This is a genomic window from Pseudarthrobacter sp. TRD_SC_9 (assembly GCF_055361265.1).
Map to the genome: position 1 here is coordinate 1,031,091 of NZ_CM143956.1, position 22,551 is coordinate 1,053,641.

20 protein-coding genes are annotated in these 22,551 nt (G+C 63.1%); 13 read left to right on the forward strand and 7 right to left on the reverse strand.

Annotated features, from left to right (window positions below):
* Positions 1-97 precede the first annotated feature (97 nt).
* A complete protein-coding gene (sucC, locus tag ACWA13_RS04935; RefSeq protein ID WP_463937041.1) occupies positions 98-1,267 on the forward strand; it encodes an ADP-forming succinate--CoA ligase subunit beta in 1,170 nt (389 codons plus the stop codon).
* Positions 1,268-1,297: 30 nt separating this feature from the next.
* Entirely contained in the window at positions 1,298-2,200 is a 903-nt protein-coding gene (sucD, locus tag ACWA13_RS04940; protein WP_463937042.1) for a succinate--CoA ligase subunit alpha, read from the forward strand.
* A 164-nt stretch (positions 2,201-2,364) separates the two neighbouring features.
* On the opposite strand, the gene ACWA13_RS04945 is transcribed toward sucD, so the two are convergent.
* Positions 2,365-2,847: an SRPBCC family protein gene (locus tag ACWA13_RS04945; protein ID WP_463937043.1), complete on the reverse strand. Its 483-nt coding sequence runs from the start codon at positions 2,845-2,847 to the stop codon at positions 2,365-2,367.
* Positions 2,848-2,856: 9 nt separating this feature from the next.
* Positions 2,857-3,207 carry an ArsR/SmtB family transcription factor gene (locus ACWA13_RS04950; protein ID WP_463937044.1) on the reverse strand — a complete coding sequence of 117 codons (351 nt, stop codon included), beginning with the start codon at positions 3,205-3,207 and terminating at the stop codon, positions 2,857-2,859.
* Positions 3,208-3,390: 183 nt separating this feature from the next.
* Here ACWA13_RS04950 and ACWA13_RS04955 point away from each other — a divergent pair, with 183 nt between their 5' ends.
* Positions 3,391-5,292: a glycerophosphodiester phosphodiesterase gene (locus ACWA13_RS04955; protein WP_463937045.1), complete on the forward strand. Its 1,902-nt coding sequence runs from the start codon at positions 3,391-3,393 to the stop codon at positions 5,290-5,292.
* Between the two features lie 15 nt (positions 5,293-5,307).
* On the opposite strand, the gene ACWA13_RS04960 is transcribed toward ACWA13_RS04955, so the two are convergent.
* Positions 5,308-5,757: a MarR family winged helix-turn-helix transcriptional regulator gene (locus ACWA13_RS04960; protein ID WP_463937046.1), complete on the reverse strand. Its 450-nt coding sequence runs from the start codon at positions 5,755-5,757 to the stop codon at positions 5,308-5,310.
* Positions 5,758-5,928: 171 nt separating this feature from the next.
* Here ACWA13_RS04960 and ACWA13_RS04965 point away from each other — a divergent pair, with 171 nt between their 5' ends.
* Positions 5,929-7,167 carry an MFS transporter gene (locus ACWA13_RS04965; RefSeq protein ID WP_463937047.1) on the forward strand — a complete coding sequence of 413 codons (1,239 nt, stop codon included), beginning with the start codon at positions 5,929-5,931 and terminating at the stop codon, positions 7,165-7,167.
* Here the strand turns inward: ACWA13_RS04965 and ACWA13_RS04970 are convergent.
* Positions 7,164-8,303, reverse strand: a complete 1,140-nt coding sequence (locus ACWA13_RS04970; protein WP_463937048.1) for a VIT1/CCC1 transporter family protein — start codon at positions 8,301-8,303, stop codon at positions 7,164-7,166. The genes ACWA13_RS04965 and ACWA13_RS04970 overlap by 4 nt on opposite strands.
* A gap of 217 nt (positions 8,304-8,520) precedes the next feature.
* Here ACWA13_RS04970 and ACWA13_RS04975 point away from each other — a divergent pair, with 217 nt between their 5' ends.
* Positions 8,521-8,742 carry a hypothetical protein gene (locus ACWA13_RS04975; protein ID WP_463937049.1) on the forward strand — a complete coding sequence of 74 codons (222 nt, stop codon included), beginning with the start codon at positions 8,521-8,523 and terminating at the stop codon, positions 8,740-8,742.
* 139 nt (positions 8,743-8,881) lie between these two features.
* On the opposite strand, the gene ACWA13_RS04980 is transcribed toward ACWA13_RS04975, so the two are convergent.
* Positions 8,882-10,411: a sodium:solute symporter family protein gene (locus ACWA13_RS04980; protein ID WP_463937050.1), complete on the reverse strand. Its 1,530-nt coding sequence runs from the start codon at positions 10,409-10,411 to the stop codon at positions 8,882-8,884.
* 288 nt (positions 10,412-10,699) lie between these two features.
* Between ACWA13_RS04980 and ACWA13_RS04985 the strand changes: the two genes are divergently transcribed.
* The gene (locus ACWA13_RS04985) at positions 10,700-11,275 is read left to right on the forward strand and encodes a helix-turn-helix domain-containing protein (protein WP_463937835.1); all 576 of its coding nucleotides are present in this window, start codon (positions 10,700-10,702) and stop codon (positions 11,273-11,275) included.
* 607 nt (positions 11,276-11,882) lie between these two features.
* On the opposite strand, the gene ACWA13_RS04990 is transcribed toward ACWA13_RS04985, so the two are convergent.
* Both ACWA13_RS04990 and ACWA13_RS04995 read right to left on the reverse strand, forming a co-directional pair.
* Complete coding sequence (locus ACWA13_RS04990; protein ID WP_463937051.1) at positions 11,883-12,473, reverse strand: TetR/AcrR family transcriptional regulator; 591 nt, start codon at positions 12,471-12,473, stop codon at positions 11,883-11,885.
* Positions 12,470-12,847: a DUF4267 domain-containing protein gene (locus tag ACWA13_RS04995; protein ID WP_463937052.1), complete on the reverse strand. Its 378-nt coding sequence runs from the start codon at positions 12,845-12,847 to the stop codon at positions 12,470-12,472. Before ACWA13_RS04995 ends, ACWA13_RS04990 begins: the two co-directional genes overlap by 4 nt.
* A 189-nt stretch (positions 12,848-13,036) precedes the next feature.
* Between ACWA13_RS04995 and speB the strand changes: the two genes are divergently transcribed.
* From speB to ACWA13_RS05030, 7 genes are all read left to right on the forward strand, one after another.
* Positions 13,037-14,122, forward strand: coding sequence for an agmatinase (gene speB / locus ACWA13_RS05000; protein WP_463937053.1), 1,086 nt, complete (start codon positions 13,037-13,039; stop codon positions 14,120-14,122).
* 8 nt (positions 14,123-14,130) lie between these two features.
* On the forward strand, positions 14,131-15,849 hold the full coding sequence (locus tag ACWA13_RS05005; RefSeq protein ID WP_463937054.1) for a thiamine pyrophosphate-binding protein: 1,719 nt from the start codon (positions 14,131-14,133) through the stop codon (positions 15,847-15,849).
* Between the two features lie 156 nt (positions 15,850-16,005).
* The gene (locus ACWA13_RS05010) at positions 16,006-16,479 is read left to right on the forward strand and encodes a MarR family winged helix-turn-helix transcriptional regulator (RefSeq protein WP_463937055.1); all 474 of its coding nucleotides are present in this window, start codon (positions 16,006-16,008) and stop codon (positions 16,477-16,479) included.
* A gap of 10 nt (positions 16,480-16,489) precedes the next feature.
* The gene (locus ACWA13_RS05015; RefSeq protein ID WP_463937056.1) at positions 16,490-18,055 is read left to right on the forward strand and encodes an MFS transporter; all 1,566 of its coding nucleotides are present in this window, start codon (positions 16,490-16,492) and stop codon (positions 18,053-18,055) included.
* Positions 18,056-18,209: 154 nt separating this feature from the next.
* Positions 18,210-19,943: an ABC transporter ATP-binding protein gene (locus ACWA13_RS05020; protein ID WP_463937057.1), complete on the forward strand. Its 1,734-nt coding sequence runs from the start codon at positions 18,210-18,212 to the stop codon at positions 19,941-19,943.
* A gap of 152 nt (positions 19,944-20,095) precedes the next feature.
* A complete protein-coding gene (locus ACWA13_RS05025) occupies positions 20,096-22,027 on the forward strand; it encodes an ABC transporter ATP-binding protein (protein ID WP_463937836.1) in 1,932 nt (643 codons plus the stop codon).
* An 89-nt stretch (positions 22,028-22,116) separates the two neighbouring features.
* Positions 22,117-22,533: an acyl-CoA thioesterase gene (locus tag ACWA13_RS05030; protein ID WP_463937837.1), complete on the forward strand. Its 417-nt coding sequence runs from the start codon at positions 22,117-22,119 to the stop codon at positions 22,531-22,533.
* Positions 22,534-22,551: the final 18 nt, after the last annotated feature.

The following is a 22,551-nucleotide window of genomic DNA, read 5'->3' on the forward strand; positions in this document are numbered from 1 at the left end:
CAACAGCCTCCGGTACATGCAATTCCGCAGCCCGGTCATCGTCTTCGATGGTGCCCGACTGTACAGAAACTACTTCGACGTAGAAGGACACTAAACCGTGGACCTGTTTGAATACCAGGCGCGCGATATGTTCGAGGCGCACGGTGTACCCGTGCTTGCCGGCATCGTGGCGTACACCCCTGAAGAAGCAAAAGCAGCTGCCGAGAAGATTGGCGGCGTTACCGTCGTCAAGGCACAGGTTAAGGTTGGCGGCCGCGGTAAGGCCGGCGGCGTAAAGGTGGCCAAGTCTGCGGACGAAGCACTGGAGCACGCAACCAACATCCTGGGCATGGACATCAAGGGCCACACCGTTAACAAGGTGATGATTGCCCAGGGCGCGGATATTGCCGAGGAATACTACTTCTCCGTCCTGCTGGACCGGGCCAACCGCAACTACCTGGCCATGTGCTCGGTAGAAGGCGGCATGGAAATCGAACAGCTCGCCGTCGAACGTCCGGATGCGCTGGCCAAGGTCGCCATTGATCCCGCCGTTGGAATTGACCAGGCCAAGGCAGACGAGATCGTCGCTGCTGCAGGCTTCTCCGAGGAACTGCGCGGCAAGGTCGCCGCCGTTATCCTCAAGCTCTGGGACGTCTTCAAGAAGGAAGACGCCACCTTGGTGGAGGTCAACCCGCTGGTGAAGACCGGCGCCGGTGACATCGTCGCCCTGGACGGCAAGGTCTCCCTCGACGAGAACGCCGATTTCCGCCACCCGCACCACGCCAAGCTCGAGGACAAGGATGCTGCTGATCCCCTCGAAGCCAAGGCAAAGGCGCAGGACCTCAACTACGTCAAGCTCGACGGCTCCGTAGGCATCATCGGCAACGGTGCAGGCCTGGTGATGTCCACGCTGGACGTTGTTGCCTATGCCGGTGAAAACCACGGCAACGTCAAGCCCGCCAACTTCCTGGACATCGGCGGTGGAGCCTCCGCTGAGGTCATGGCTGCCGGCCTCGACGTCATCCTGGGCGACGAGCAGGTCAAGTCTGTGTTCGTGAACGTCTTCGGTGGCATCACCGCATGTGACGCCGTTGCCAAGGGCATCGTCGGCGCACTCGCCGAGCTCGGTTCCTCAGCCAACAAGCCCCTGGTCGTCCGCCTCGACGGCAACAATGTTGAGGAAGGCCGCCGCATCCTTGCCGAGGCAAACCACCCGCTGGTTACCCTGGCCGCCACCATGGACGAGGGCGCCGACAAGGCCGCCGAGCTCGCCAACGCAGCCCGCTGATCGAGCCTGTCGAGATCTAGGAAAGAACACATGTCTATTTATCTGAACAAAGACTCCAAGGTCATCGTCCAGGGCATCACCGGCGGCGAAGGCACCAAGCACACCGCCCTGATGCTCAAGGCCGGCACCAACATCGTCGGCGGCGTGAACGCACGCAAGGCCGGCACCACTGTGGTCCACGGTGACAACGACATTCACGTCTTCGGCACCGTCAAGGAAGCCATCGCCGAAACCGGCGCAGACGTCTCCATCGTCTTCGTCCCCCCGGCATTCACTAAGGACGCCGTTGTTGAAGCCATCGAAGCCGAAATCGGCCTCGTAGTCGTCATCACCGAAGGCGTGCCTGTCCAGGATTCGGCCGAGTTCTGGGCACTGGCCCAGTCCAAGGTTGACGCCGACGGCAACCAGATCACCCGGATCATCGGACCGAACTGCCCCGGCATCATCACCCCCGGCGAAGCCCTGGTAGGCATCACGCCCGCCAACATCACCGGCAAGGGCCCCATCGGCCTCGTCTCCAAGTCAGGCACCCTGACCTACCAGATGATGTACGAACTGCGTGACCTTGGCTTCTCCACCGCCATCGGCATCGGCGGCGACCCCGTCATCGGCACCACGCACATCGACGCCCTGGCCGCGTTTGAGGCGGACCCGGAGACCAAGGCCATCGTGATGATCGGCGAAATCGGCGGCGACGCTGAAGAGCGCGCAGCCGACTTCATCAAGGCCAACGTCACCAAGCCGGTTGTCGGCTATGTGGCCGGTTTCACCGCTCCGGAAGGCAAGACCATGGGCCACGCAGGCGCCATCGTCTCCGGTTCCGCCGGTACCGCCCAGGCCAAGAAGGAAGCCCTCGAGGCCGCCGGCGTAAAGGTCGGCAAGACGCCGTCCGAGACCGCTACGCTGCTGCGCGAAGTTTACGCAGCCCTCTAGTTCTCTCCGGTGGTTGAGCCTGTCGAAACCCTAGGTCTCGACAGGCTCGACCTCCGGTGGTTGAGCTTGCCGAAACCCTGGGTCTCGACAGGCTCGACCACCGACGGCCGGTTACCTTCCCCAGGAAGGTAACCGGCCGTCGTCGTTTGTATCGTTGGCGTCAGCTAGACCTTGGCGGCGCTGAGCAGTTCGTCCAGGCGTTCGTAACCTTCAGTCATGCCGCTTTCCATACCGGACTGGGCCATGCCGTCGCGGGCTTCCTGGCTGGGATAGACGGAGTGGCCGCGCAGCCGGCACCGGCCATTGCCCAGGTCCTCGAATGTCATAAATTCCAGGCTGACAACATCCGGGTAGCCTCCGAATTCGAACGTCTGGATGGCGAACTCGTTCTCCCGGACAGTGTGGAAAATACCGTTGAACCTGTAGGCCACGCCGTCCGGTCCCGTGTGGACGTAGCTGTAGCTGCCGCCCGTACGGAAGTCGTAGTGGTCCACCTCCATCTTCAGTCCACGCGGCCCAAGCCATTGGGTGATCAGGGCTGGGTCCTTGTGGGCGCGGAACACGTCTTCCACCGGGAAGTCGAACTCGCGCTCGGTGTCAATGAAGGGCTCGCCTTCGGGAACGGTGAGTTTCAATGCGTTGGTCATGATTGATCCTTAGCTTTGCCGGCCGCGGGATGCGGCGCTGGAACGTAGGACGGCGTCGAGGTTTCGGAATTGCTCTTCCCGGACCAGCCGGTACTGGCCGATCCAGGCGGTGAGTGCCTCGAGCCGTTCGGGATTCAGGTGCACGGGCCTGCGTTGGGCATCCCGGGACCGGGTAACCAGCTGGGCCTGCTCAAGCACCTGGATATGTTTCGACACCGCCTGCTTGCTGATTGCAAAGGGTTCGGCGAGGTCGTTGACGGTGGCGGAACCATGGCTGAGCCGGGCAATGATGCTTCTGCGCACTGGATCCGCCAACGCCATGAACGCGGCGTCCAGCAGGCCGTCATTGTCCGTTTCCATGTTCTACCTCCTCCCAATCCGGCCAAGTACTCAATCATTTGGTTGATCAACTACTTGGTTGAATAAGAATAGAACGCGGGCCTCGGGGTGCGCAAGGGTTTTAACCGTCCGTTCACACACCGTACGAATGGGTGGAACCGGCCCCACACCTGCACGGAACCGAGGCGGCCTACGGTCGGCAGTGTGACTACCCCAACCCTCCGGCGAACGGCCGCCGCTGCACTCACCGTGCTCGCCGCCGTCGCGCTCGTCCCACTGCCCGCCGCCACTGCCGCACCGCTGCAGCCGGCAATCACCGCCCCGGCTCCGGTCGCTGAGCCCACCGTTGTGTACAGCCAGGATTTCTCCGGCGCCGGCATGCCGGAAGGCTTTAACGCCGTCGAGGGTGCCTGGAAGGTGGAGAACGGCCGCCTCTACGGCACCAGCGCCACTACCTCGCAGCTGTCGCGGATTACGTTCGGGCCGCATCTTCGCAGCTACCGCTTCGAAGCCACCGTCCGCTTTGAGAATGTGCTTAACGCCGGCCGTTGGTCCGCCCTCGGCCTGGACATCCAGCCCAACGGCGCCGTGCCGTACTGGATTGCCACCATGCGGTCCGGTTCCACAGCCGGCAATGGGCTGGAATTCGCCGAACGCACCGCTGCCAACAGTTGGAATGTCACGGATACGACGGCGGCCCCCACCGCTGCCGGTACCGGCACCGACGTGAAGGTGGCTGTTGAGGTCCGGGGCCGTAAGGCTGCCTGGTTCTTCAATGGCCAGAAGCTGATGGAGACAAACCGCTTGATCCGCACCGATACAGGGGTCCTGGGCTTCGTGAACAACGGCGCCACCGTTTCCTATGATGACATCACGGTGACACAGTTGCCGGACACCGAATCGCTGCTGGTGGGAGAAGGCGGCCGGCCTGCCGTCATTGCCCACCGCGGCCTGTCCTCGGTCATTCCGGAAAACACCCTGCAGGCCCTGCTGTCCGGCGGCCGTGCAGGGGCGGACTGGGTGGAAATGGATGTCAACACCTCCGCTGACGGCGTTCCCGTGGTCATCCACGACGGCTCTGTGGACCGCACCACGGCCGGAACCGGAAGTGTTGCCAACCTGACAGCCGGCTACATCGCAGGCCTTGAAGCCGGTTCGTGGTTCTCTCCAGCCTATGCCGGCGCCAAAGTCCCCACGCTTGCCGAGTTCCTGGATCAGAGCGACACGGAGGGCAGTGGCATCCTGCTGGAGGTCAAGGGTCCCGAAACCCGCGAGGAAGTCCAGCGGATCATTGATATGGTGCGTGAACGCGGCCTGGAGAACCAAACCATCCTGCAAAGCTTTGACACCAACGTCCTGCAGTACTCCAGGGAATACGCCCCCACGCTGCGTCTTGGCCTGCTGCGGGGCACCCTGGATGCCGATGTCGTCGCGGCCGCTAAACAGTACGGCGTGGTCACTTATAACCCAAGCTGGTCGGCGCTCGCCGCCCGCCCGGACGCTATCAAGGAACTGCACGACGCCGGCGTCGCAGTGATGCCCTACACCGTTGACTCCGCGGAGCAGTGGAAAGTCATGACCGAGGCAGGCGTGGACGGCATCATCACCAACCGGGCCGGCGCCCTGGTGGGTTACCAGAGTGCCACTGCAGCCCCGGCGCCGCCTGCACCTAAAGCCACGGTCAGCTTCCCGGCAGGTGCCGACGGCGCAACGTACGGCCGCGGCACCTCAGTAGTTCCCGCCGTCGTAAGTTCCCACGCCGAAAGTGTGGAGCTGACCCTGGACGGAAAGCCTGTAGAAGAAGGCGTCGCCATCTCAACCAACTCGCTGGCTCCGGGCACTCACACGCTGACGGCAATGGCTGCTGGCCCCGGCGGCGAAGCGACCGCTGGCATCACTTTCACTGTAGCTCCGTCCGTAGCCGGCCTGTACCTGCTGTCCGTGTCTGAAGGCGTGGATTCCAAGGTCCGGGACAAGCTCATTAAGGCCATCGACAAGGCCGCCTGGGCTGATCTTGCCGCCGAGGCCGAGCGTTCGTCCGGCTCCGGGCTGCCCGCCGGACTCGCTGCGCTGATTGCTGCTGATGCGAGGTTGCTGGCGGGGTAAGTACTGGCTTGCGCGCTAAACTCCTGCGTGCAGGCGGGGGAGTGCGCGCACCAGCCCGGCAAGCTCCGGAACCTGCCCGGCCTCGTCCAGCGCGCGCTCAAGTGTGGCGTCGTGGGCGGGCCGGGCGGCGTCCAGCAGTTCGCTGCCGGCAGGCGTGAGTTCAGTGTAGATTCCCCGACGATCGTCCGCGCAGAGGATCCTGGTAAGCAGGCCGCGGTCCTCGAGGCGGTTCACCAGACGTGTGGTGGCACTGGGGCTCAGTGCGGTGGCGCGGGCCAGTTGCTGCATGCGCATGTGCCAGCCATCCTGGCGGCTCAGTGCGTCCAGCACTGTGTACTCAACCATTGACAGCTGGGACTCCGCCTGCAGCGCGCGTTCGAGTTCGCCCTCGATCAGACCATGTAATGCGGCCAGTGTGCGCCAGCCCTGCGCGCGGACTTCGACGGCGTCGTCCTTGATGCCCATGGTGTGATGCCTCTCTTCGCATTGATTGTGCGGCGTACCGGCTGCACTTAGTTGCATGCGCGCCATAAGAGCTTGCGCTATTTAGTTGCTCATGCAAAGATAAATACCGCGTCTGCAACTAATAGTCTATGCGGGCGTTCCAGTTCCGCATAATCTTCAAGGAGCATTCCCATGCCTGTTGGCTTGATCGCGCTGGCCCTCGGCGGCTTTGGTATTGGACTGACCGAGTTCGTCATTATGGGCCTGTTGCCGGAAGTTGCCGCTGATTTCGCCGTCAGTGAAGCGGCCGCTGGCTGGTTCATCTCCGGCTACGCCCTGGCGGTGGTTGTGGGCGCCCTGGCACTCACCGCTGCGGTGTCCCGTTTCGATCGAAAGCCGGTCCTGGCGGTGCTGATGGTGCTGTTCATTGCCGGGAATCTCATCTCCGCTGTTTCCGCCGACTACTGGGTGATGATGGCCGGCAGAATTGTTGCCGCCTTGTCCCATGGGGCATTCTTCGGCATAGGGGCCGTGGTTGCGGCCGGGATGGTGGCTCCCGCCCGGAAGGCAGCCGCCATTGCCATCATGTTCACCGGCCTGACCGCAGCCAACGTCCTGGGCGTACCGTTCGGCACCCTGTTGGGCCAGGCAGCAGGTTGGCGGGCTACGTTCTGGGCGATCACGGTGATCGGCGTTGTTGCCCTGGTCGGAATCCTGGCTCTGGTTCCCGGCGCTGGCCGCGGTGACGAGCCGGCCGGTGGTCTCCGCGGGGAGTTGCGTGCCTTCCGATCCGCCCAGGTTTGGCTATCCATCGCGGTCACCGTCCTGGGCTACGGAGGCATGTTCGGTGCCTTCACCTACATCGCGTTTACCCTCACTGACGTATCCGGCTTCGCGGCCACCACGGTCCCCTGGCTGCTGATCGTCTTCGGTGTGGGGTTGTTTGCGGGAAACACTCTGGGCGGCAGGGCTGCTGACAAGAACGTGGACCGTACGCTCCTGGTGGTGCTGGCCGTCCTGGTTCTGGTCCTGGTCCTGTTTGCGCTGACCGCCGGCAATCAGGTGCTCACTGTTGCGTCACTGCTGCTGATGGGCGGCTTCGGCTTCGCCACGGTGCCCGGGCTGCAGATGCGGGTCATGAAGTATGCGTACAGCGCTCCGTCGCTGGCTTCCGGCGCCAATATCGGCGCCTTCAACGTGGGCAATGCTCTGGGGGCCTGGCTGGGCGGCGTAACTATCAGCGCCGGCCTGGGGTACACCTCTCCCATCTGGGCAGGAGCGGGACTGACCTTGCTGGGTCTTGGCCTCATGGTCATCGCGGCGGCCAAGGCGGCAAGAGGTGGGGCGGGTGCTGATGGAATGTCCGACGGCGGGTCCCCGGCTGTGCTGGCCGCGGAACCTGCCACTGAGGTTCCGGCTGCCGCCGGCTAGGCCACTACGGTGCCGAAGACCAGGCCCAGCAGGTAGCTGACCAGTGCGGCGCCAAGCCCGATTCCCAGCTGCCGCAGTCCGCGAGTCAGGGGAGAGGTGCCGGATAGCAAGCCAACCACAGCGCCGGTCAGGAGCAGGGCCAAACCCACCAGGACGCCCGCAACGATAAGTGCCGTGACCCCGGTCAGTCCGAACAGGAACGGCAGGATGGGCACGATGGCGCCGGACGCGAAGAACCCGAAGCTGGAAAAAGCCGCACCCCACGCGGTGCCCACTGCCTCGTGCTGGTCCTCGGCGTCAGGAAGTTCCGGCTGGAGGGAGAGGCTGGGATCGCAGTCGCAGGAAAGCAGGCCCATGCGTTCGGCAACGCGGTGCCTGGCGGCTTCGTGGGACATGCCTCGGGCCAGGTAAACCAGCAGCAACTCGTTGTGCTCAAGGTCCAACTGGGGGGCGGCGGCCAGTGTCACCTGGGTAGGGCGGGTGGCTGCGAGGAGTTCACGCTGTGAACGGACGGAAACGAATTCGCCGGCGCCCATCGACAGGGCTCCGGCCAGCAAGCCTGCTATGCCGCTCAGCAGCACTACGCTGCTGGCCACTCCGGAGGCGGCCATGCCCATTACGAGCGCGAGGTTGCTGACCAGGCCGTCATTGGCGCCAAACACTGCAGCGCGGAATGTCCCGGCGAGCCGGTTGCGACCGCGGGTGGCCAGACCACGCACCACTTCTTCATGGATCTGCTCGTCCGCGACCATAGCGGGGGTGGCGTTGGGGTCCTTGGCGTAGGGGGAGCGGCCCTCGGCCCGCTGCGCCAGGGCAAGGACAAAAACTGAACCGAAATGCCGGGCGAGGAACCCTAGGAACTGGCTGCGCATGGACGCCGGCCGCGGTTTGCCGGCGTGCTTGCCGAGGAGTTGAAGCCAATGGGCCTCGTGGCGTCCTTCCGCCTCTGCCAGGGCCAAAAGGATTTCACGTTCCTCGCCGCTGCGGTTCTGCGCCAGATCCCGGTAGACGGCCGCCTCCGCGCGTTCGTCCGCGAGGTACTGCCGCCAGCGGCGGTAATCCGCTGCACTGGGTGGGGGTGAGCCTTGAGTGCTGTTGGTAGCGCTCTGCCCGGTGTGCTGATTGTGCTCTGACACAGAAACTCCTGGTCTGGAATAGGACGTGGTGCGGCCCCATTGCCCGACCCAGCCTACCCCTCATTTCCGCGGATTTTTGGCTGGTATTCCTTAGCGGATTGTTTCGGCACACCTCAATAAGCGGGCGGATCAACGGCACTTCCTTGACCGGCCGGAGCTCCGGTGTTGTCATGAAAGAACAGTTCCATCCAGCGCAATAGTGAGGAGGTTTACAGAGATGGCCAGCACAGAAGATCCCAACGATCTCCCGGTACCGGACACCCTCGAATACGATCCCGCGTTTGACTATGCCGAGGACACTCCCGTGGACGAGGACTGGGACGGCGAAGGTGACGCTATTGACGCCGAAGACAACGTGGTGATCCACACCCCGCCGGTGCTCCCGGACGAGGACCGGCCCGTTCCCCATGACTCGGATGAGTTCCGCGGGACTGAGTGATCACCGAAGGATCCGGGACTGAGGAGCCCGAACGTTACTTAACGTCCGACGGCTTAATGTCCGACGGCGGCGCCCCCGCAGTGGGGAGCGCCGCCGTCGGGCATCTGGTGATTCGAGTGATGGAGGGTGAGCCCGAACGCTAGACGGTGCTGGCTGGCGCTGGCTCGTCCCGAAGCGGTTCTTTGTCTGCGGTGCCGGCTACCCGGCTGTTCCACGCGCTCATCACGGCCGGATCGGTGGGCTTGCTCAAGAGCGACACCACAATGTAGACCGCAGCTGATGCGATGAGGCCGAAGTAGATGGGCTCATTAGCGTAGACGCCGTCCAGCGGTGCCTCCGCATTGATCTCCAAAACAATCATGGTGCCCAGCGTCATTACGGTTCCAACGGCCATCGAGGCGGCGGCGGCGATTCCGGTGCCGCGCTTCCAGACCAAACCGCCCAGGATGGCCACCAGCAGACCGCCTACCAGGATGTCGTACGCGATGGTGAGGGCGGCCACCACGTCCTTGGTCATAATGGCGAGCAGGATGGCCACAACGCCCAAGGCCAGTACCCACATGCGGTTGGCCCTGACGTCGTGCTCCGGGTTATCGGTGTCCTCGGTGTTGACGGTCTTGCCAAACCAGCCGGCAACGAACGGCATGACGTCGGCCCGTGCAACGGTCGCGGCGGCGATGAGCGCGCCGGAAGCGGTGGACATCATGGCGGCCACGGCGGCAGCCAGGACCAGCCCGCCGATGCCGACGGGGAGGAGGTTCTGCGCCACAACAGCGTAGACATCGTCCTTGGCTTCGATTTCCATGTCCGCGAGGGCAACGCTTGCCGCCATGCCGATCAGGGCGCCGGCCACGCCGTAAAGGATGCAGTAAACACCGGCAGTCGCGCCACCCCAGCGGGCTACGGTTGGAGTCCTGGCGGTGAAAACGCGCTGCCAGATGTCCTGGCCGATCAGCAGGCCCAGGGTATAGACCACGAAGTACGTGATGATCGTCTGGAGCCCGATGCCGTCGATCTGGAAGAAGCTTGCGTCAACACGGCTGCGGATGCCGTCCAGGCCGCCGGCAGCGTTCAGGGTGAACGGCAGCATCAAGGCGAAGATGCCGACGGTCTTGATGACGAACTGAACCTGGTCCGCAAGCGTAATGGACCACATTCCGCCGATCGTGGAGTAGACCAGCACAATGGCCCCGCCGATGCCGATGGCCAGGGCACGGTCCCAGCCGAACAGGACCACGAAGATGGTGGCGTAGGCGCCGGTGGATGTGGCGCAAAGCATCAGGGTGTAGGCCAGCATCACGATGCCGGATGTCTGTGTGGCCTTGCTGCCGTAGCGCAGGGTGAGCATCTGCGAAACCGTGTAAATTTTGAGCTTCTGGATGGTTCCGGCGAAGAGCAGGCTCAGCAGCAGGACGCCGGCGCCGATGGCCACCACCAGCCACATGCCGGAGATCCCAAACTTGTAGCCAAGCCCCACGCCGCCGACAGTTGAGGCTCCGCCGAGGACCACGGCGGCCATGGTGCCGGTATAGAGGAAAGGGCCCAGGCGGCGGCCGGCCACCAGGAAGTCGCTGTTGTTCTTGGTACGGGACTTGCCCCACCAGCCAAAGGCCAGCATGGCTATCAGGTACACCACCACGATGGCGATGTTGATAAAACTTGCATCCATGTTTGGGGCTCCTGGATCTGGGTGGCGGAACGGCCGGGGTAGCCGCAGTGCCCGGGAAGGTGCAGTGCTGGGGACGCCGACACGTCGCGTCGCGCGTCTGCTCTCATGTTTCAAATACGCAACTATTGTTGCCCATAGGTTAGATTGTGACTGGAGTAACAGTCAAGGTGTGACGTGGGTTGACGGGCTTGCCTCCGACTCCCTCGCGTGGTCGGCGTCACAAAAGGGGTGGCCCGTTAGGATTACTCCAGTGATGGGGCCAGGCGTCTGGCCGTGAAAGGTTTGATGATGAAGGCACTACCCGTTGAGCCCAGTAACGTCCCCGTGGCTATTGGCTCCCGGATCCGTGCTGCCCGGCAGTCGCAGCGGCTTACCATCGAGCAGGTTGCCGACGCCACGGGCCTGACCAAGGGGTTCCTGAGCCGGGTTGAGCGCGACCTTACTTCGCCGTCGGTAGCGTCGCTGGTGACCCTCTGCCAGGTGCTCTCCATTTCGATCGGCGAGTTGTTCGCCGCACCGGAAACCCATCTCACCAAGCGCGACTCCGGACCGCGCATCTCCCTGGGCGGAGAGGGCATTACTGAGCGCCTGCTCACTGCCCGGTCCGAGCGCCGGGTTCAGATCATCCAGTCTGTGATCGCTCCCCGGGGCCGGGGTGAGTCCGAACTCTACGCGGTGGATTGCGACGTTGACGTCCTGCACGTCATCAAAGGATCCATCCAGTTGATCCTCTCCAACGAGACATACGAGCTGGAAGCGGGCGATACCGTCACCTTCCCCGGCCGCGAGCCGCACACCTGGGTAAATCCCACCGATGAGCCTGTTGAAGTTCTCTGGGTCCTGGTACCCGCGGCCAGCCGGTAACTCGCTGCGTCCCCAGGCGTTTGCCTCCCGCTGCCCGCCGAGGAGAATAGGGCAAGTGGCAGGCAAGAGGTTCCTGACCTACCCGCTGCGTGGCAGTCCAAGGCTGTTCCGGATTCTGTCTCCATGGAGATCTGTCGGCTCCACTTCCTTGCCACTCACCATGGACGACCCAGCCCATCAGGACCATCACCACGGGTGTAGACACATTCCGCGGGTTCCGCCCGCGGCTCCCGGGGGACCGGGGCCAGCAAGCGGGTCAGGTTCTATGCGCCCAGCAGACAGGCAACGGGCCGAGGCTGACTACCAGGCCGGCAAGAAAAGGACGCGGCTTGGTCCGAATCCATCAGCCATGCCGTCATGGCCGAAGTCGGACGTGGAAAGAGGCTACACGGCGAGGCGTTCCCCTGTGGAACAAGGAACCTCGCTCCACGACCGTTTGGTACCTACTGCCGTTGGCTGGAACCGGTACGTACGAAAACCAAAACGGCTTGGCAGCCTTAGAACTGGCTCACTGAGCCACAGAGAGGACTACTGATAACGCGGTATCCATATTCGGATATACACAAGCCGTAATCCCGCGCGACGGTGCGAAGCCGCCCGCATGAAGCTACGAGGGCTGCATCGAGATGCTTACGATGCGGGCAATATGTTGGTCTATCCTGGTGCCGGGTATCCTTTCGGCTATCCGAAGGGTCACGATCCCGTGACATGCTGCCCACAGCAACTCCGCCGCTGACTCTGCGTCGTCAGAGGTGATGTTTGGCCCAACAACGCTAACCAAGGCGTCGAACGACGCACGCATCTCAGCCGGAGTGTCCGCAGTCGCGAACCTTGCTGTGGTAGGCAAGAGGAACATTGCCTCGTAAAGGCGGGGATTGGTCAATCCGAAGTCGACGTAGCGGCAGCAAAGTTCCTCCAGGGGTGATGGCGGCTGCGAAGCACGCACCGAATTGATCTCCTCCGTAAGTCTCACGAAACCTTTCACTGCAATTGCGCGAATCAGCGCATCGCGACTGGAGAAGTGCTGATAGATGACCGGTTGGCTGAAATCTATGTCATCGGCGACTCGGCGCGTTGTTACCGCGTCCCACCCCTCGGATTCTGCGATCTCCAGTGCAACCGCCAGGATGCGTTCACGTCGTGCTGATAGTCGCCGTTGGCGTTTGTCGTCGTTTCTCGGGGCGTCGGTGGCGTTCATGCGGTGAGGAGAAGCACGCTGGCTACGAGCATCGACGCTGCCGTAGACCCATGAATGCCGAGAGCCGCGCCGCGCGATCCTCCGGCCTTAAGTATTGTCACGGCATCGCCTAGTGGGATGATGGCAGCTGCGGCGAGCACCCAACCGAGCACTGATGCTGGTGCGGCGATGACCACAACGCCTGCAATGACTCCCATCGCGAGGTCACGGAAGCCCTTCAATCGGAGCCAGTCCGTGGCTTCGGGGTGCGGGATTACCGGCAGTCCGAAGTTCGCGGCCATGGACCGCGGTATAACCAGGTAGAGCACGCCGATGGCCAAAATGCCGACGCCGGAGATGACTGCGATTACTGTTCCCGCTATAAGCACAACCACTCACTTCATATAAGTATTTATCAGTGACAGAAATCCTATCAGTGATAAGCGGCGGGGTGGCGTCGGTTCGGCCCGAAGCGACGGGGCTAAAGCGGGACACTTCGGCCGTAAACACATGATGCATATGAGGCAACTCCAAGTGTATGATAGCAATCACATCCGCCGATCGTCCTCGAAGGAAGGTACACCTTGGAAGAGTTGCGCATTGAAGCCAACGGCAACCTGGGCCCCATCGATTCCGCCCGTATTCCCCGCTATGCAGGGGCTGCCACCTACGCCCGGCTCCCGCGCCTGGACCAGGTGGCCGAAGCCGGCATCACAGTGGTGGGCGTCCCCTTCGATTCCGGAGTTTCCTACCGCCCGGGTGCCCGTTTCGGCGCCAATCACGTGCGAGAGGCAAGCCGCCTGCTGCGCCCGTACAACCCGGCCTGGGATGTCAGCCCGTTCGAGAACATCCAGGTTGCCGACGCCGGAGACATGGCCGTCAACCCGTTCAACATTGACGAGGCCATCGAGACAGTCCAGCAGAACGCCCTGGATCTCACGGCCAACGGCAGCAAGCTGGTAACCCTCGGCGGTGACCACACGATCGCCCTGCCCCTTCTCCGCGCCGCCGCCGAACGCGCTGGCGGACCCATTGCCATGCTGCACTTCGATGCGCACCTGGACACCTGGGACACCTACTTCGGCGCCGAATACACCCACGGCACGCCGTTCCGCCGTGCTGTGGAGGAAGGCATCCTGGATACCGAGGCGATCAGCCACATCGGTACCCGTGGCCCCCTCTACGGCAAGAAGGACCTCGACGATGACCACCGCTTCGGCTTCGGCATCGTCACCTCCGCTGACGTCTACTACCAGGGTGTCCTGGAGACGGTGGCCAAGGTCCGGGACCGGATCGGCAACCGGCCGCTCTACATTTCGGTGGACATCGATGTTCTTGACCCCGCCCACGCGCCGGGCACCGGAACCCCCGAGGCCGGCGGCATCACCAGCCGTGAGCTCCTCGAAATCATCCGTGGCTTCCGCGGCATGAACCTGGTGGGCGCCGACGTTGTCGAGGTGGCCCCCGCCTACGACCACGCCGAAATCACCGGTGTGGCCGCCAGCCACGTGGCCTATGAGCTCATTACCCTCATGGCCGACAATGCCGTTGAAGGGGACAGCTTTGGTGCCGCCAACGGCTACGCTGCCCAGGTGCTCGGCCAGGAAAGCCGCAGGCCGGCAGGTTTTGCCAGCACTGCTGCCGGTGCTACAGCCGGACTCACGAGCTAAGGTACGCCATGACCGCTTTCGATCCTGACGCTCCTGCGGCCAGTAAGGGAACCGGCGTCCGCAACGGGGGAGACCTCGTCGTCGAAACCCTCGAAGCGCTCGGGGCCAAGACTGTCTTTGGCATTCCGGGCCAGCACGCCTTGGGCCTCTTTGACGCCATGGGCCGCGGGAATCTGCACTTCGTATCCTCCCGCGTGGAGAACAACAGTGCCTTCGCGGCGGACGGTTACTCACGCGCCACGGGCGAGGTGGGCGTTCTTTTCTTGTCCACCGGCCCCGGCGCGTTGACATCGCTCGCCGGGCTTCAGGAAGCTTACGCAACCGGGGTGCCCATGGTGGTGGTGGCCAGCCAGATCCCGCTTGACGGACTCGGCGCCCGGCGCAAGGGAATGCTGCACCAGCTAGATGACCAAAAAGCGTCCGCGGCAAACGTCACCAAGAGCCAGCGCCTCATCCAGCATGCCTCAGGCATCCCGTCAGCCATCCAGGATGCCTGGACGGAAGCCATTTCTTCGCCGCAGGGACCTGTCTGGATTGAGATTCCGCAAAATGTCCTGCTGGACCCGATCATGGTCCCGCCGGTGGAGGATGCGCTGGCAGTTGCAGCGGACAATCCGCCGCGGATCGAGCTGGTCAGGGAAGCCGTGAAATGGCTGACGACGGCGGAACGTCCGGCCATCATCGCAGGCGGCGGTGCGCGTCGGGGTAAAGGGGAGAAATCCCTGCTCTCAATCGCAGAGCAGCTCCGGGCTCCGGTGATCTGCACGCCGGGCGGTAATGGTGCCTTCCCCTGGAACCACGAGTTATCCCTGCAGTCCTGGATCGAGGACCGTTACATGACGGACCTCCTGGAGGACGCTGACGTCCTGATCGTCATCGGTTCCTCACTGGGCGAGGTCACCTCCAACTACTTCACCTTCGAGCCGCGCGGCAGAATCATCCAGATTGACGCCGAACCCCGGGTCCTTGAATCGAACCGGCCCGGCCTGGGCATCCGTGCCGACGCCGGACAGGCGCTGTCAGCATTGGATGAAGCCCTCGCCGAGGCCCTCGCTGAAGTGCGCCGGCACGGCATGGCCGTGTCTGCTGACTGGCATGGCACCTCACCCGAGGATGTGGTGAAGGAATCCCTTGCTAAAGTGCGGGCCCGGCTGGAATCCCAGGACCTGGCCAAGGAACTGAACTTCATGGCCGCTATCCGCGACGCCGTACCGGACGGCATGCAGACTTTCTGGGACATGACGATTTCCTCGTACTGGGCCTGGAGCTGTTGGGACGCGCGCAGCGGCCAGTTCCACTCGGCGCAGGGTGCCGGCGGACTCGGCTACGGTTTCCCCGCCGCGATCGGCGGGGCGGTGGGGCTGGAAACTGTGGGCGCGCCGTCCCGGGTGCTTGCCGTTTCCGGTGACGGCTCGGCCATGTACTCCATCTCAGAGTTGGCTACCGCCAAGCAGCACAATGTGCCGGTCACGTGGCTGATTGTTGACGACGGCGGCTACGGCATCCTGCGCGAATACATGGTGGGTGCGTTCGGCAAAGCCACGGCCACCGAACTCGCGCGGCCGGACTTTGTGAAGCTGGCCGAAGCTTTTGGCGTCCCAGCGCGCCGCGTGTCGCCCGAGGAAGTGGGGGACGCGCTGAGGGCGGGCTTCGCCGCAGACGGCCCTAACGTCGTCGTGGTTGAAACCCTGCTGAAGATGTTTGCCCCGACGCATCTGGACAGCTGATCTGACGTCCTGCAAGAAGGTCCCGGTTCCTGATGGAACCGGGACCTTCTTGCGTCTACGCCTTGTTCCACAGGGGTGACACTCAACTCATTACTTGCCCTAAGCAACCAATTATGAATATAGTTGCTTTAGGCAAACAAGTGAGGAGTGTCGGCAATGACGGTTAAGTCGGGTACGGCAGTGGATCTCGTCTATCAGATCTTCGACCTCCAACGGGCTGTTCGCTGTATAGCCGCGGCCAGCACCAAAGGCCAGGAAACCGGCGTCGCGTTGCAGGGCGTCCTACGTTTCGTGGGGGAGGGGGAGTCCCGTGCTACGCGTTTGGCGGAACGGCTTGGTGTCAGCGCGCCGGTCCTCAGCAGGCATATTGCCGATCTGGAGGAGCAGGGTTACATCGTGCGAAGGCAGGACCCCGACGACGGCCGGGCCCAGTTGGTTGCGTTGAGTCCTGCAGGAGTGGAGAAGCTCCACCGGATCGAAGAACAGCGCGTTGCGTCCCTGCAGGACCTTCTCCGCGAGTGGAGCGAGGAAGATGCCGAAGCAACGGCCAAAACCCTGCGCAAGCTCACCGAGTCACTCAGAATTTCAGCCCGGGCAAAGGCGGCCGGAACCACCATCACCACCTCTTAGGAGCACATTCATGGCAAGTAAGACTGCCGCCCCCGCTGAAGAGGCATTGCGGGAGGCTACCCCGGAAATGTCGCACCGCCAGATCATGGAGGCCTTGACCGGCCTGCTGGCAGCGTTCTTCACAGCCATCCTCAGCAGCACCATTGTCGCCAACGCCCTGCCCACCATCATGTCCGATTTGCACGGAACCCAGATGGACTTCGCCTGGGTGATCACCGCGGCCCTCCTGGCGAACGCGGCCAGTACCCCGATCTGGGGCAAGCTGGCCGATTTGTTCGACAAGAAACTCCTGGTCCAGCTCAGCATCGTCATCTTCGTGGCCGGCTCGGTGATGGCAGGGTTGTCACACACCATGCCGCTGCTGCTCACCGCGAGGGTGATCCAGGGTATAGCCATGGGCGGTCTGACGGCACTGGCCCAGGCAATCATCGGAACCATGATTGCTCCACGCAACCGCGGCAAGTACTCCGGCTACATGGGCGCTGTCATGGCTGTGGCCACTGCCGGCGGCCCGCTGCTGGGCGGATTCATTGTGGACAGCCCGCTGGGCTGGCGCTGGACCTTCTTTGTCTGCGTCCCGCTGGCGATCGTCGCCATGATCCTGCTGCAGTTCACCCTGAAGATCAAGCACGTCCGGCGCCCGGCGAAGATCGACTGGCTCGGATCCATCCTGCTCACCTCAGGGGTCAGCCTGCTGCTGATCTGGGTCTCCTTTGCCGGCAACCCCGAATACTACGACTGGATTTCCTGGCAGTCGGCCGCCATGGTGGGCGGAAGCATCATCCTGCTGGCATTGCTGGTCCTGGTTGAGTCCAAGGCGGCCCAGCCCATCATCTCGCTGAAGATCATTTCCGAGCGCACCACAGCCCTGGCGATCGTGGCCTCGATGGCGGTGGGAGTGGCGATGTTCGGCTCCTCCACCTTCATTGGCCAGTACTTCCAGGTTGCCCGCGGGGCGACTCCCACCGAAGCCGGTCTGCTGACACTGCCCATGATCGCCGGCAACCTGATCGGCTCGGTGGCCACCGGCCTGCTGATCTCCCGCACGGGCAAATGGAAGGGCTACCTCATCGCTGGTTCCATCCTCCTGATCGGCGGCATGGGCCTTGGCGGCACACTGGACCACACCACCGATTTCCGGCTCACCGGCATCTACATCTTCATCCTTGGCCTTGGCCTCGGCATGCTGATGCAAAACCTGGTCCTTGCCGTGCAGAACACGGTCCGGGCCTCGGACATCGGCACCGCCAGTGCCTCCGTAGCGTTCTTCCGCTCGGTGGGTGGCGCAGTCGGCGTTGCCGTCCTGGGCGCCGTGATGTCCAACCAGGTCAAGCACCTGACCGCGGAAGGGATGACTGCAGCCGGAATCCAGTCCGACGGCGGCTCGGCAGGCGCCACGATGGACCTCACCCACATGCCGGCACCCATCGCGGACATTGTGCGGGGCGCCTATGGCGACGCCACTGCACTTGTTTTCCTCATCTCGGCCATCATCGCAGTGGTGGCACTCGTCGCCGTCCTGTTCATCAAGGAAAAGCCGCTGCGCAGGACCGTGGACATCCGTCCCGAGGGGTAGAGGCCCGGGGAAAGTCAGTCCACGGGATGATCTTTGGCCGGCGATGTTCCGCGCCGGCAACGGAGCTCGTAGAGTTGGAAGGCTGCGGGTGTCATACCCCGCTGCTATCTCTTAACACCACTAACTCGAACTGACTTCCTAAGGACCAGTGGGCATGCTCCTCACTCTCATACGGCGGTACTCCCGGCCGTATATGCCGTACATCGTAGCCGTCGTGATTTTCCAGCTCGCCTCCACCATTGCTGCGCTGTACCTGCCCAGCCTGAACGCCCAGATCATCGACGAAGGCGTTTCCCGCGGGGACACAGATTTCATCTGGCGCACCGGCGGCATCATGCTGCTGGTGGCCTTCATCCAGGTCGGCACTGCCATCGCCGGCGTCTACTTCGGCTCGAAGACCGCGATGGCTGTGGGGCGCGACCTGCGCCGCGGCGTGTTCCGGAAAGTCACCAGCTTCTCGGCGAAAGACGTCAACGTCTTTGGCGCACCGACCCTGATCACCCGCGGCACCAACGATGTCCAACAGGTTCAGATGCTGCTGCTGATGGGGCTCAACTTCATGGTGGCCACGCCCATCATGTGTGTTGGCGGCATCATTATGGCTCTTCGTGAGGATCTCAGCCTTTCCTGGCTGGTGTGGGTATCAGTGCCAGTGCTCGTCGTAGTGGTTGGCTTCATTGTGGTCCGGTTGATGCCGCTGTTCCGCAGCATGCAGAAGAAGATTGACCGGATCAACGCCGTCCTTCGTGAACAGATCATCGGCATCCGCGTCGTGCGTGCCTTCGTCCGGGAACCGTACGAGACCGAGCGGTTCGGCGCCGCCAACCAGGAACTGACGCAGGTATCGCTGAAGATCGGTGCCTTGTTCGTCCTGATGTTCCCTGCCATCGGCATGATCCTTCACCTGTCCACCGCTGCCGTGCTGTGGTTCGGTGGCCAGCGGGTGGATTCGGGTGACATGCAGGTCGGTGCGCTCACGGCCTTCCTGCAGTACCTGCTGCAGATCCTCATCGCGGTCATGATGGGCACGTTTATGGCCATGATGATTCCGCGCGCTTCTGTTTGTGCTGACCGCATCGGCGAAGTCCTGGATGTTGAGCCGTCCATCCACGATCCCCAGGAGCCCATCACACCCGAACGCCTGGAAGGCGTGGTGGAATACCGCGATGTCAGCTTTGCCTACCCGGGCGCGGAGGCACCAGTTCTCAGCAACATCAGCTTCACCGCACGGCCCGGACAGACCACGGCGATCATCGGGTCCACAGGCTCCGGCAAGACCTCGCTACTGTCCCTCCTTCCCCGTCTGTACGACATTGCCGGCGGTGACGTGCTCCTGGACGGCGTATCCGTCAACAAGTTGGACCGCGCAGAGATCACCAAGCGGGTGGCTATGGTCCCGCAGCGGCCCTACCTGTTCTCCGGAACCATTGGATACAACCTCCGCTTCGGTAAGACAGAGGCCACGGATGAGGAACTCTGGGAGGCGCTCCGCGTGGCCCAGGGTGAGGATTTCGTCAGGGAGAAGAAGAAGGGCCTGGCCTCGCGGGTCTCGCAGGGCGGCACCAACGTTTCCGGCGGACAGCGGCAACGCCTGTGCATTGCCCGGGCTCTGGTCACCAAGCCCAGGGTGTACCTGTTTGACGACTCCTTCTCCGCTTTGGACGTCGCCACAGACGCCCGGTTGCGGGCCGCACTGAAGGAGACCACCGCGGATGCCACCGTGATCATCGTGGCGCAGCGTATCTCCACCATCACCGGGGCAGACCAGATCCTGGTTCTGGACAACGGCCGGATCGTAGACCGCGGCACCCATGAGGAACTCCTGGAAACCTCTCCTACTTACCAGGAAATTGTGGAATCCCAGCTGAGCGTGGAGGAAATGGCATGAGCGCCGGAAACAGGATCTCGAAAAGCTCGACCACCGACTCGACAGGGCCGACCACCGACACCACGGATAGCGGTGTCGAATCCGTGGATGCCCTTGACGAGGACGACGACTTCGTTGAAGAAGAATTCAAGCCCTCGGAGGCCGACGGCGACATGTTCGGCGGCGTCCCGGCCAAGAAGGCGGAGCACTTCTGGCCGTCCGCCAAGCGCCTGCTGGGGTTGCTGAAGCCCGAAGCCGCGGGCATCTACGCCGTGGTGGCACTGGTGGTGGTTTCGGTAGTGCTGAACGTCGTGGCGCCCAAGATCCTGGGCCAGGCGATGGACGTGATTTTCGGTGGCGTGATCGGTAAGTCACTGCCAGCCGAGGCCAGTAAGGAACAGGTGGTGGAAGGCCTCCGCCAGCAGGGCGAGACCCAGATGGCGGACATGATCGCCCGCATGGAGCTCATCCCGGGCACCGGAATCGACTTCCAGAAGCTGACGGTGCTGATCTCCATTGTGCTGCTGATGTACTTCGTGGCCAATATTTTCATGTGGCTCCAGGGCTATGTGCTGAACAGGATCGTCATGAAGGTGATCCGGAATCTCCGCGACAACACCGAGGCGAAGCTCAACCGGCTGCCGCTGAACTACTTCGATACCCGCCAGCGCGGCGACGTCCTCTCACGGGTTACCAATGACGTCGACAACATCCAGCAGGCACTGCAGCAGGCGTTCGCCCAGCTGATCAGCTCGCTGCTGACCGTGATCGGCATCGTCGTCATGATGTTTATCGTGTCCTGGCAGCTTGCACTGATCGCCCTTGTCGCCCTGCCGCTGTCCGCCGTGGCAGCCGGCATCATCGGCACACGCAGCCAAAAGCTCTTCGCCGCGCAATGGAAGAACACCGGCGCGCTGAACGGCCAGATCGAGGAATCATTCTCCGGCCACGACCTTGTCCGGGTGTTCGGCCGCGACGCCGACGCCCTGGAGCGCTTCGAGGAGCGCAACGAGGAACTCTACAAAGCCAGCTTCGGCGCGCAGTTCGTGTCCGGCATCATTTTCCCGGTGATGCAGTTCGTCTCCTACCTCAGCTACGTCGGGATCGCCGTGGTGGGCGGCCTGCGGGTTGCCTCCGGCTCGATGTCCCTGGGTGATGCCACGGCGTTTATCCAGTACTCCCGTGAGTTCACGCAGCCGCTGGGGCAAATGGCCGGCATGGCCAACATGCTCCAGTCCGGTGTGGCCTCCTCCGAGCGTGTCTTTGAATTCCTCGACGCCGATGAGCAGGATCCCGAGACCGCTACCGAGCACCTGCCCGCCAAGACAGACGGCCACGTTGAGTTCCGGGGCGTCACCTTCAGCTACACCGAGGACAAGCCGCTGATCGAGAATCTCTCCTTCACGGCGGAACCCGGCAATACGGTGGCGATTGTTGGTCCTACCGGCGCCGGCAAAACCACCCTGGTGAACCTGGTGATGCGGTTCTACGAACTGAACTCCGGCTCCATCACCTTGGACGGCGTGGACATCACGGAGCTCAGCCGCGCCGAACTGCGCTCCAAAGTGGGCATGGTGCTGCAGGACGCCTGGCTGTTCGGCGGATCCATTTACGACAACATCCGCTACGGCAACCTGGACGCCACCGAAGAACAGGTGATGGCGGCCGCCAAGGCAACCTTTGTGGACAGGTTCGTCCGCGCGCTGCCAGAGGGCTACAACACCGTGATCGACGAGGAAGGCAACAACGTCAGCGCCGGTGAAAAGCAGCTCATCACCATCGCCCGTGCCTTCGTGGCCAACCCGTCGCTGCTGATCCTGGACGAAGCCACCAGTTCGGTGGACACTCGCACAGAGGTCCTGGTGCAGAAGGCCATGGCGGCACTGCGGACCGACCGGACCAGCTTTGTCATCGCACACCGGCTCTCCACCATCCGCGACGCCGACACCATCCTGGTGATGGAAAACGGCAGGATCGTGGAGCAGGGCAACCACAAGGTGCTGCTTGCCGCGAAGGGCGCCTACTACCGCCTGTACATGTCCCAGTTCGCCGGGGCTGACGTCGAGGACGCAGTGGTGGATGATTCGACGGCGGTGCACAGCTGACGCGCACAGGAGGCACCGCAGGTGCTGCGGCCGGAGTGTCGGCAGTCACGGCTGGCGGCGAGCCCCGGCGCATTCAGGTTCAGGTGCCCATGCGCTGGGGCGACATGGACGCTTACGGGCACATCAACAACGTCCAGATTGTCCGGATGCTGGAGGAAGCACGCATCGCTGCTTTCGGTGCGCCGCGGGGCGCCGGGCTGCCCGGAACCCCGCCGCCGGTTTCGCTGTTTGATGCGGTCCCGGAAGGAACGCTGACATTGGTGGTGGAGCATCGGGTCCGCTACGTCAGGACACTGGAATACCGCAACATTCCCGCGGACGTCCTGGTATGGGTGGGCGCCGTGAAGGGTGCGAGTTTCGATGTGCACTATCTGGTGAAGGACCCGGTGACGGGGGAAGATTGCGTCAAGGCCACTACGCACTTGGCGTTCGTGGATGAAGCCACCGGGCGGGTTCAGCGGCTCACCCCGGAACAAAAGGAACTGCTGGCACCGTACGCAGGTTAAGTGACCGTCGAAGTGGCA

Coding starts and splice junctions, on each gene's coding strand:
- sucD (WP_463937042.1), top strand. CDS start 1,298: ATGTCTATTTATCTGAACAAAGACTCCAAGGTCATCGTCCAGGGCATC.
- ACWA13_RS04945 (WP_463937043.1), bottom strand. CDS start 2,847: ATGACCAACGCATTGAAACTCACCGTTCCCGAAGGCGAGCCCTTCATT.
- ACWA13_RS04950 (WP_463937044.1), bottom strand. CDS start 3,207: ATGGAAACGGACAATGACGGCCTGCTGGACGCCGCGTTCATGGCGTTG.
- ACWA13_RS04960 (WP_463937046.1), bottom strand. CDS start 5,757: ATGGGCATCAAGGACGACGCCGTCGAAGTCCGCGCGCAGGGCTGGCGC.
- ACWA13_RS04965 (WP_463937047.1), top strand. CDS start 5,929: ATGCCTGTTGGCTTGATCGCGCTGGCCCTCGGCGGCTTTGGTATTGGA.
- ACWA13_RS04975 (WP_463937049.1), top strand. CDS start 8,521: ATGGCCAGCACAGAAGATCCCAACGATCTCCCGGTACCGGACACCCTC.
- ACWA13_RS04980 (WP_463937050.1), bottom strand. CDS start 10,411: ATGGATGCAAGTTTTATCAACATCGCCATCGTGGTGGTGTACCTGATA.
- ACWA13_RS04985 (WP_463937835.1), top strand. CDS start 10,700: ATGAAGGCACTACCCGTTGAGCCCAGTAACGTCCCCGTGGCTATTGGC.
- ACWA13_RS04990 (WP_463937051.1), bottom strand. CDS start 12,473: ATGAACGCCACCGACGCCCCGAGAAACGACGACAAACGCCAACGGCGA.
- ACWA13_RS05005 (WP_463937054.1), top strand. CDS start 14,131: ATGACCGCTTTCGATCCTGACGCTCCTGCGGCCAGTAAGGGAACCGGC.
- ACWA13_RS05010 (WP_463937055.1), top strand. CDS start 16,006: ATGACGGTTAAGTCGGGTACGGCAGTGGATCTCGTCTATCAGATCTTC.
- ACWA13_RS05015 (WP_463937056.1), top strand. CDS start 16,490: ATGGCAAGTAAGACTGCCGCCCCCGCTGAAGAGGCATTGCGGGAGGCT.
- ACWA13_RS05020 (WP_463937057.1), top strand. CDS start 18,210: ATGCTCCTCACTCTCATACGGCGGTACTCCCGGCCGTATATGCCGTAC.
- ACWA13_RS05025 (WP_463937836.1), top strand. CDS start 20,096: ATGTTCGGCGGCGTCCCGGCCAAGAAGGCGGAGCACTTCTGGCCGTCC.
- ACWA13_RS05030 (WP_463937837.1), top strand. CDS start 22,117: ATGCGCTGGGGCGACATGGACGCTTACGGGCACATCAACAACGTCCAG.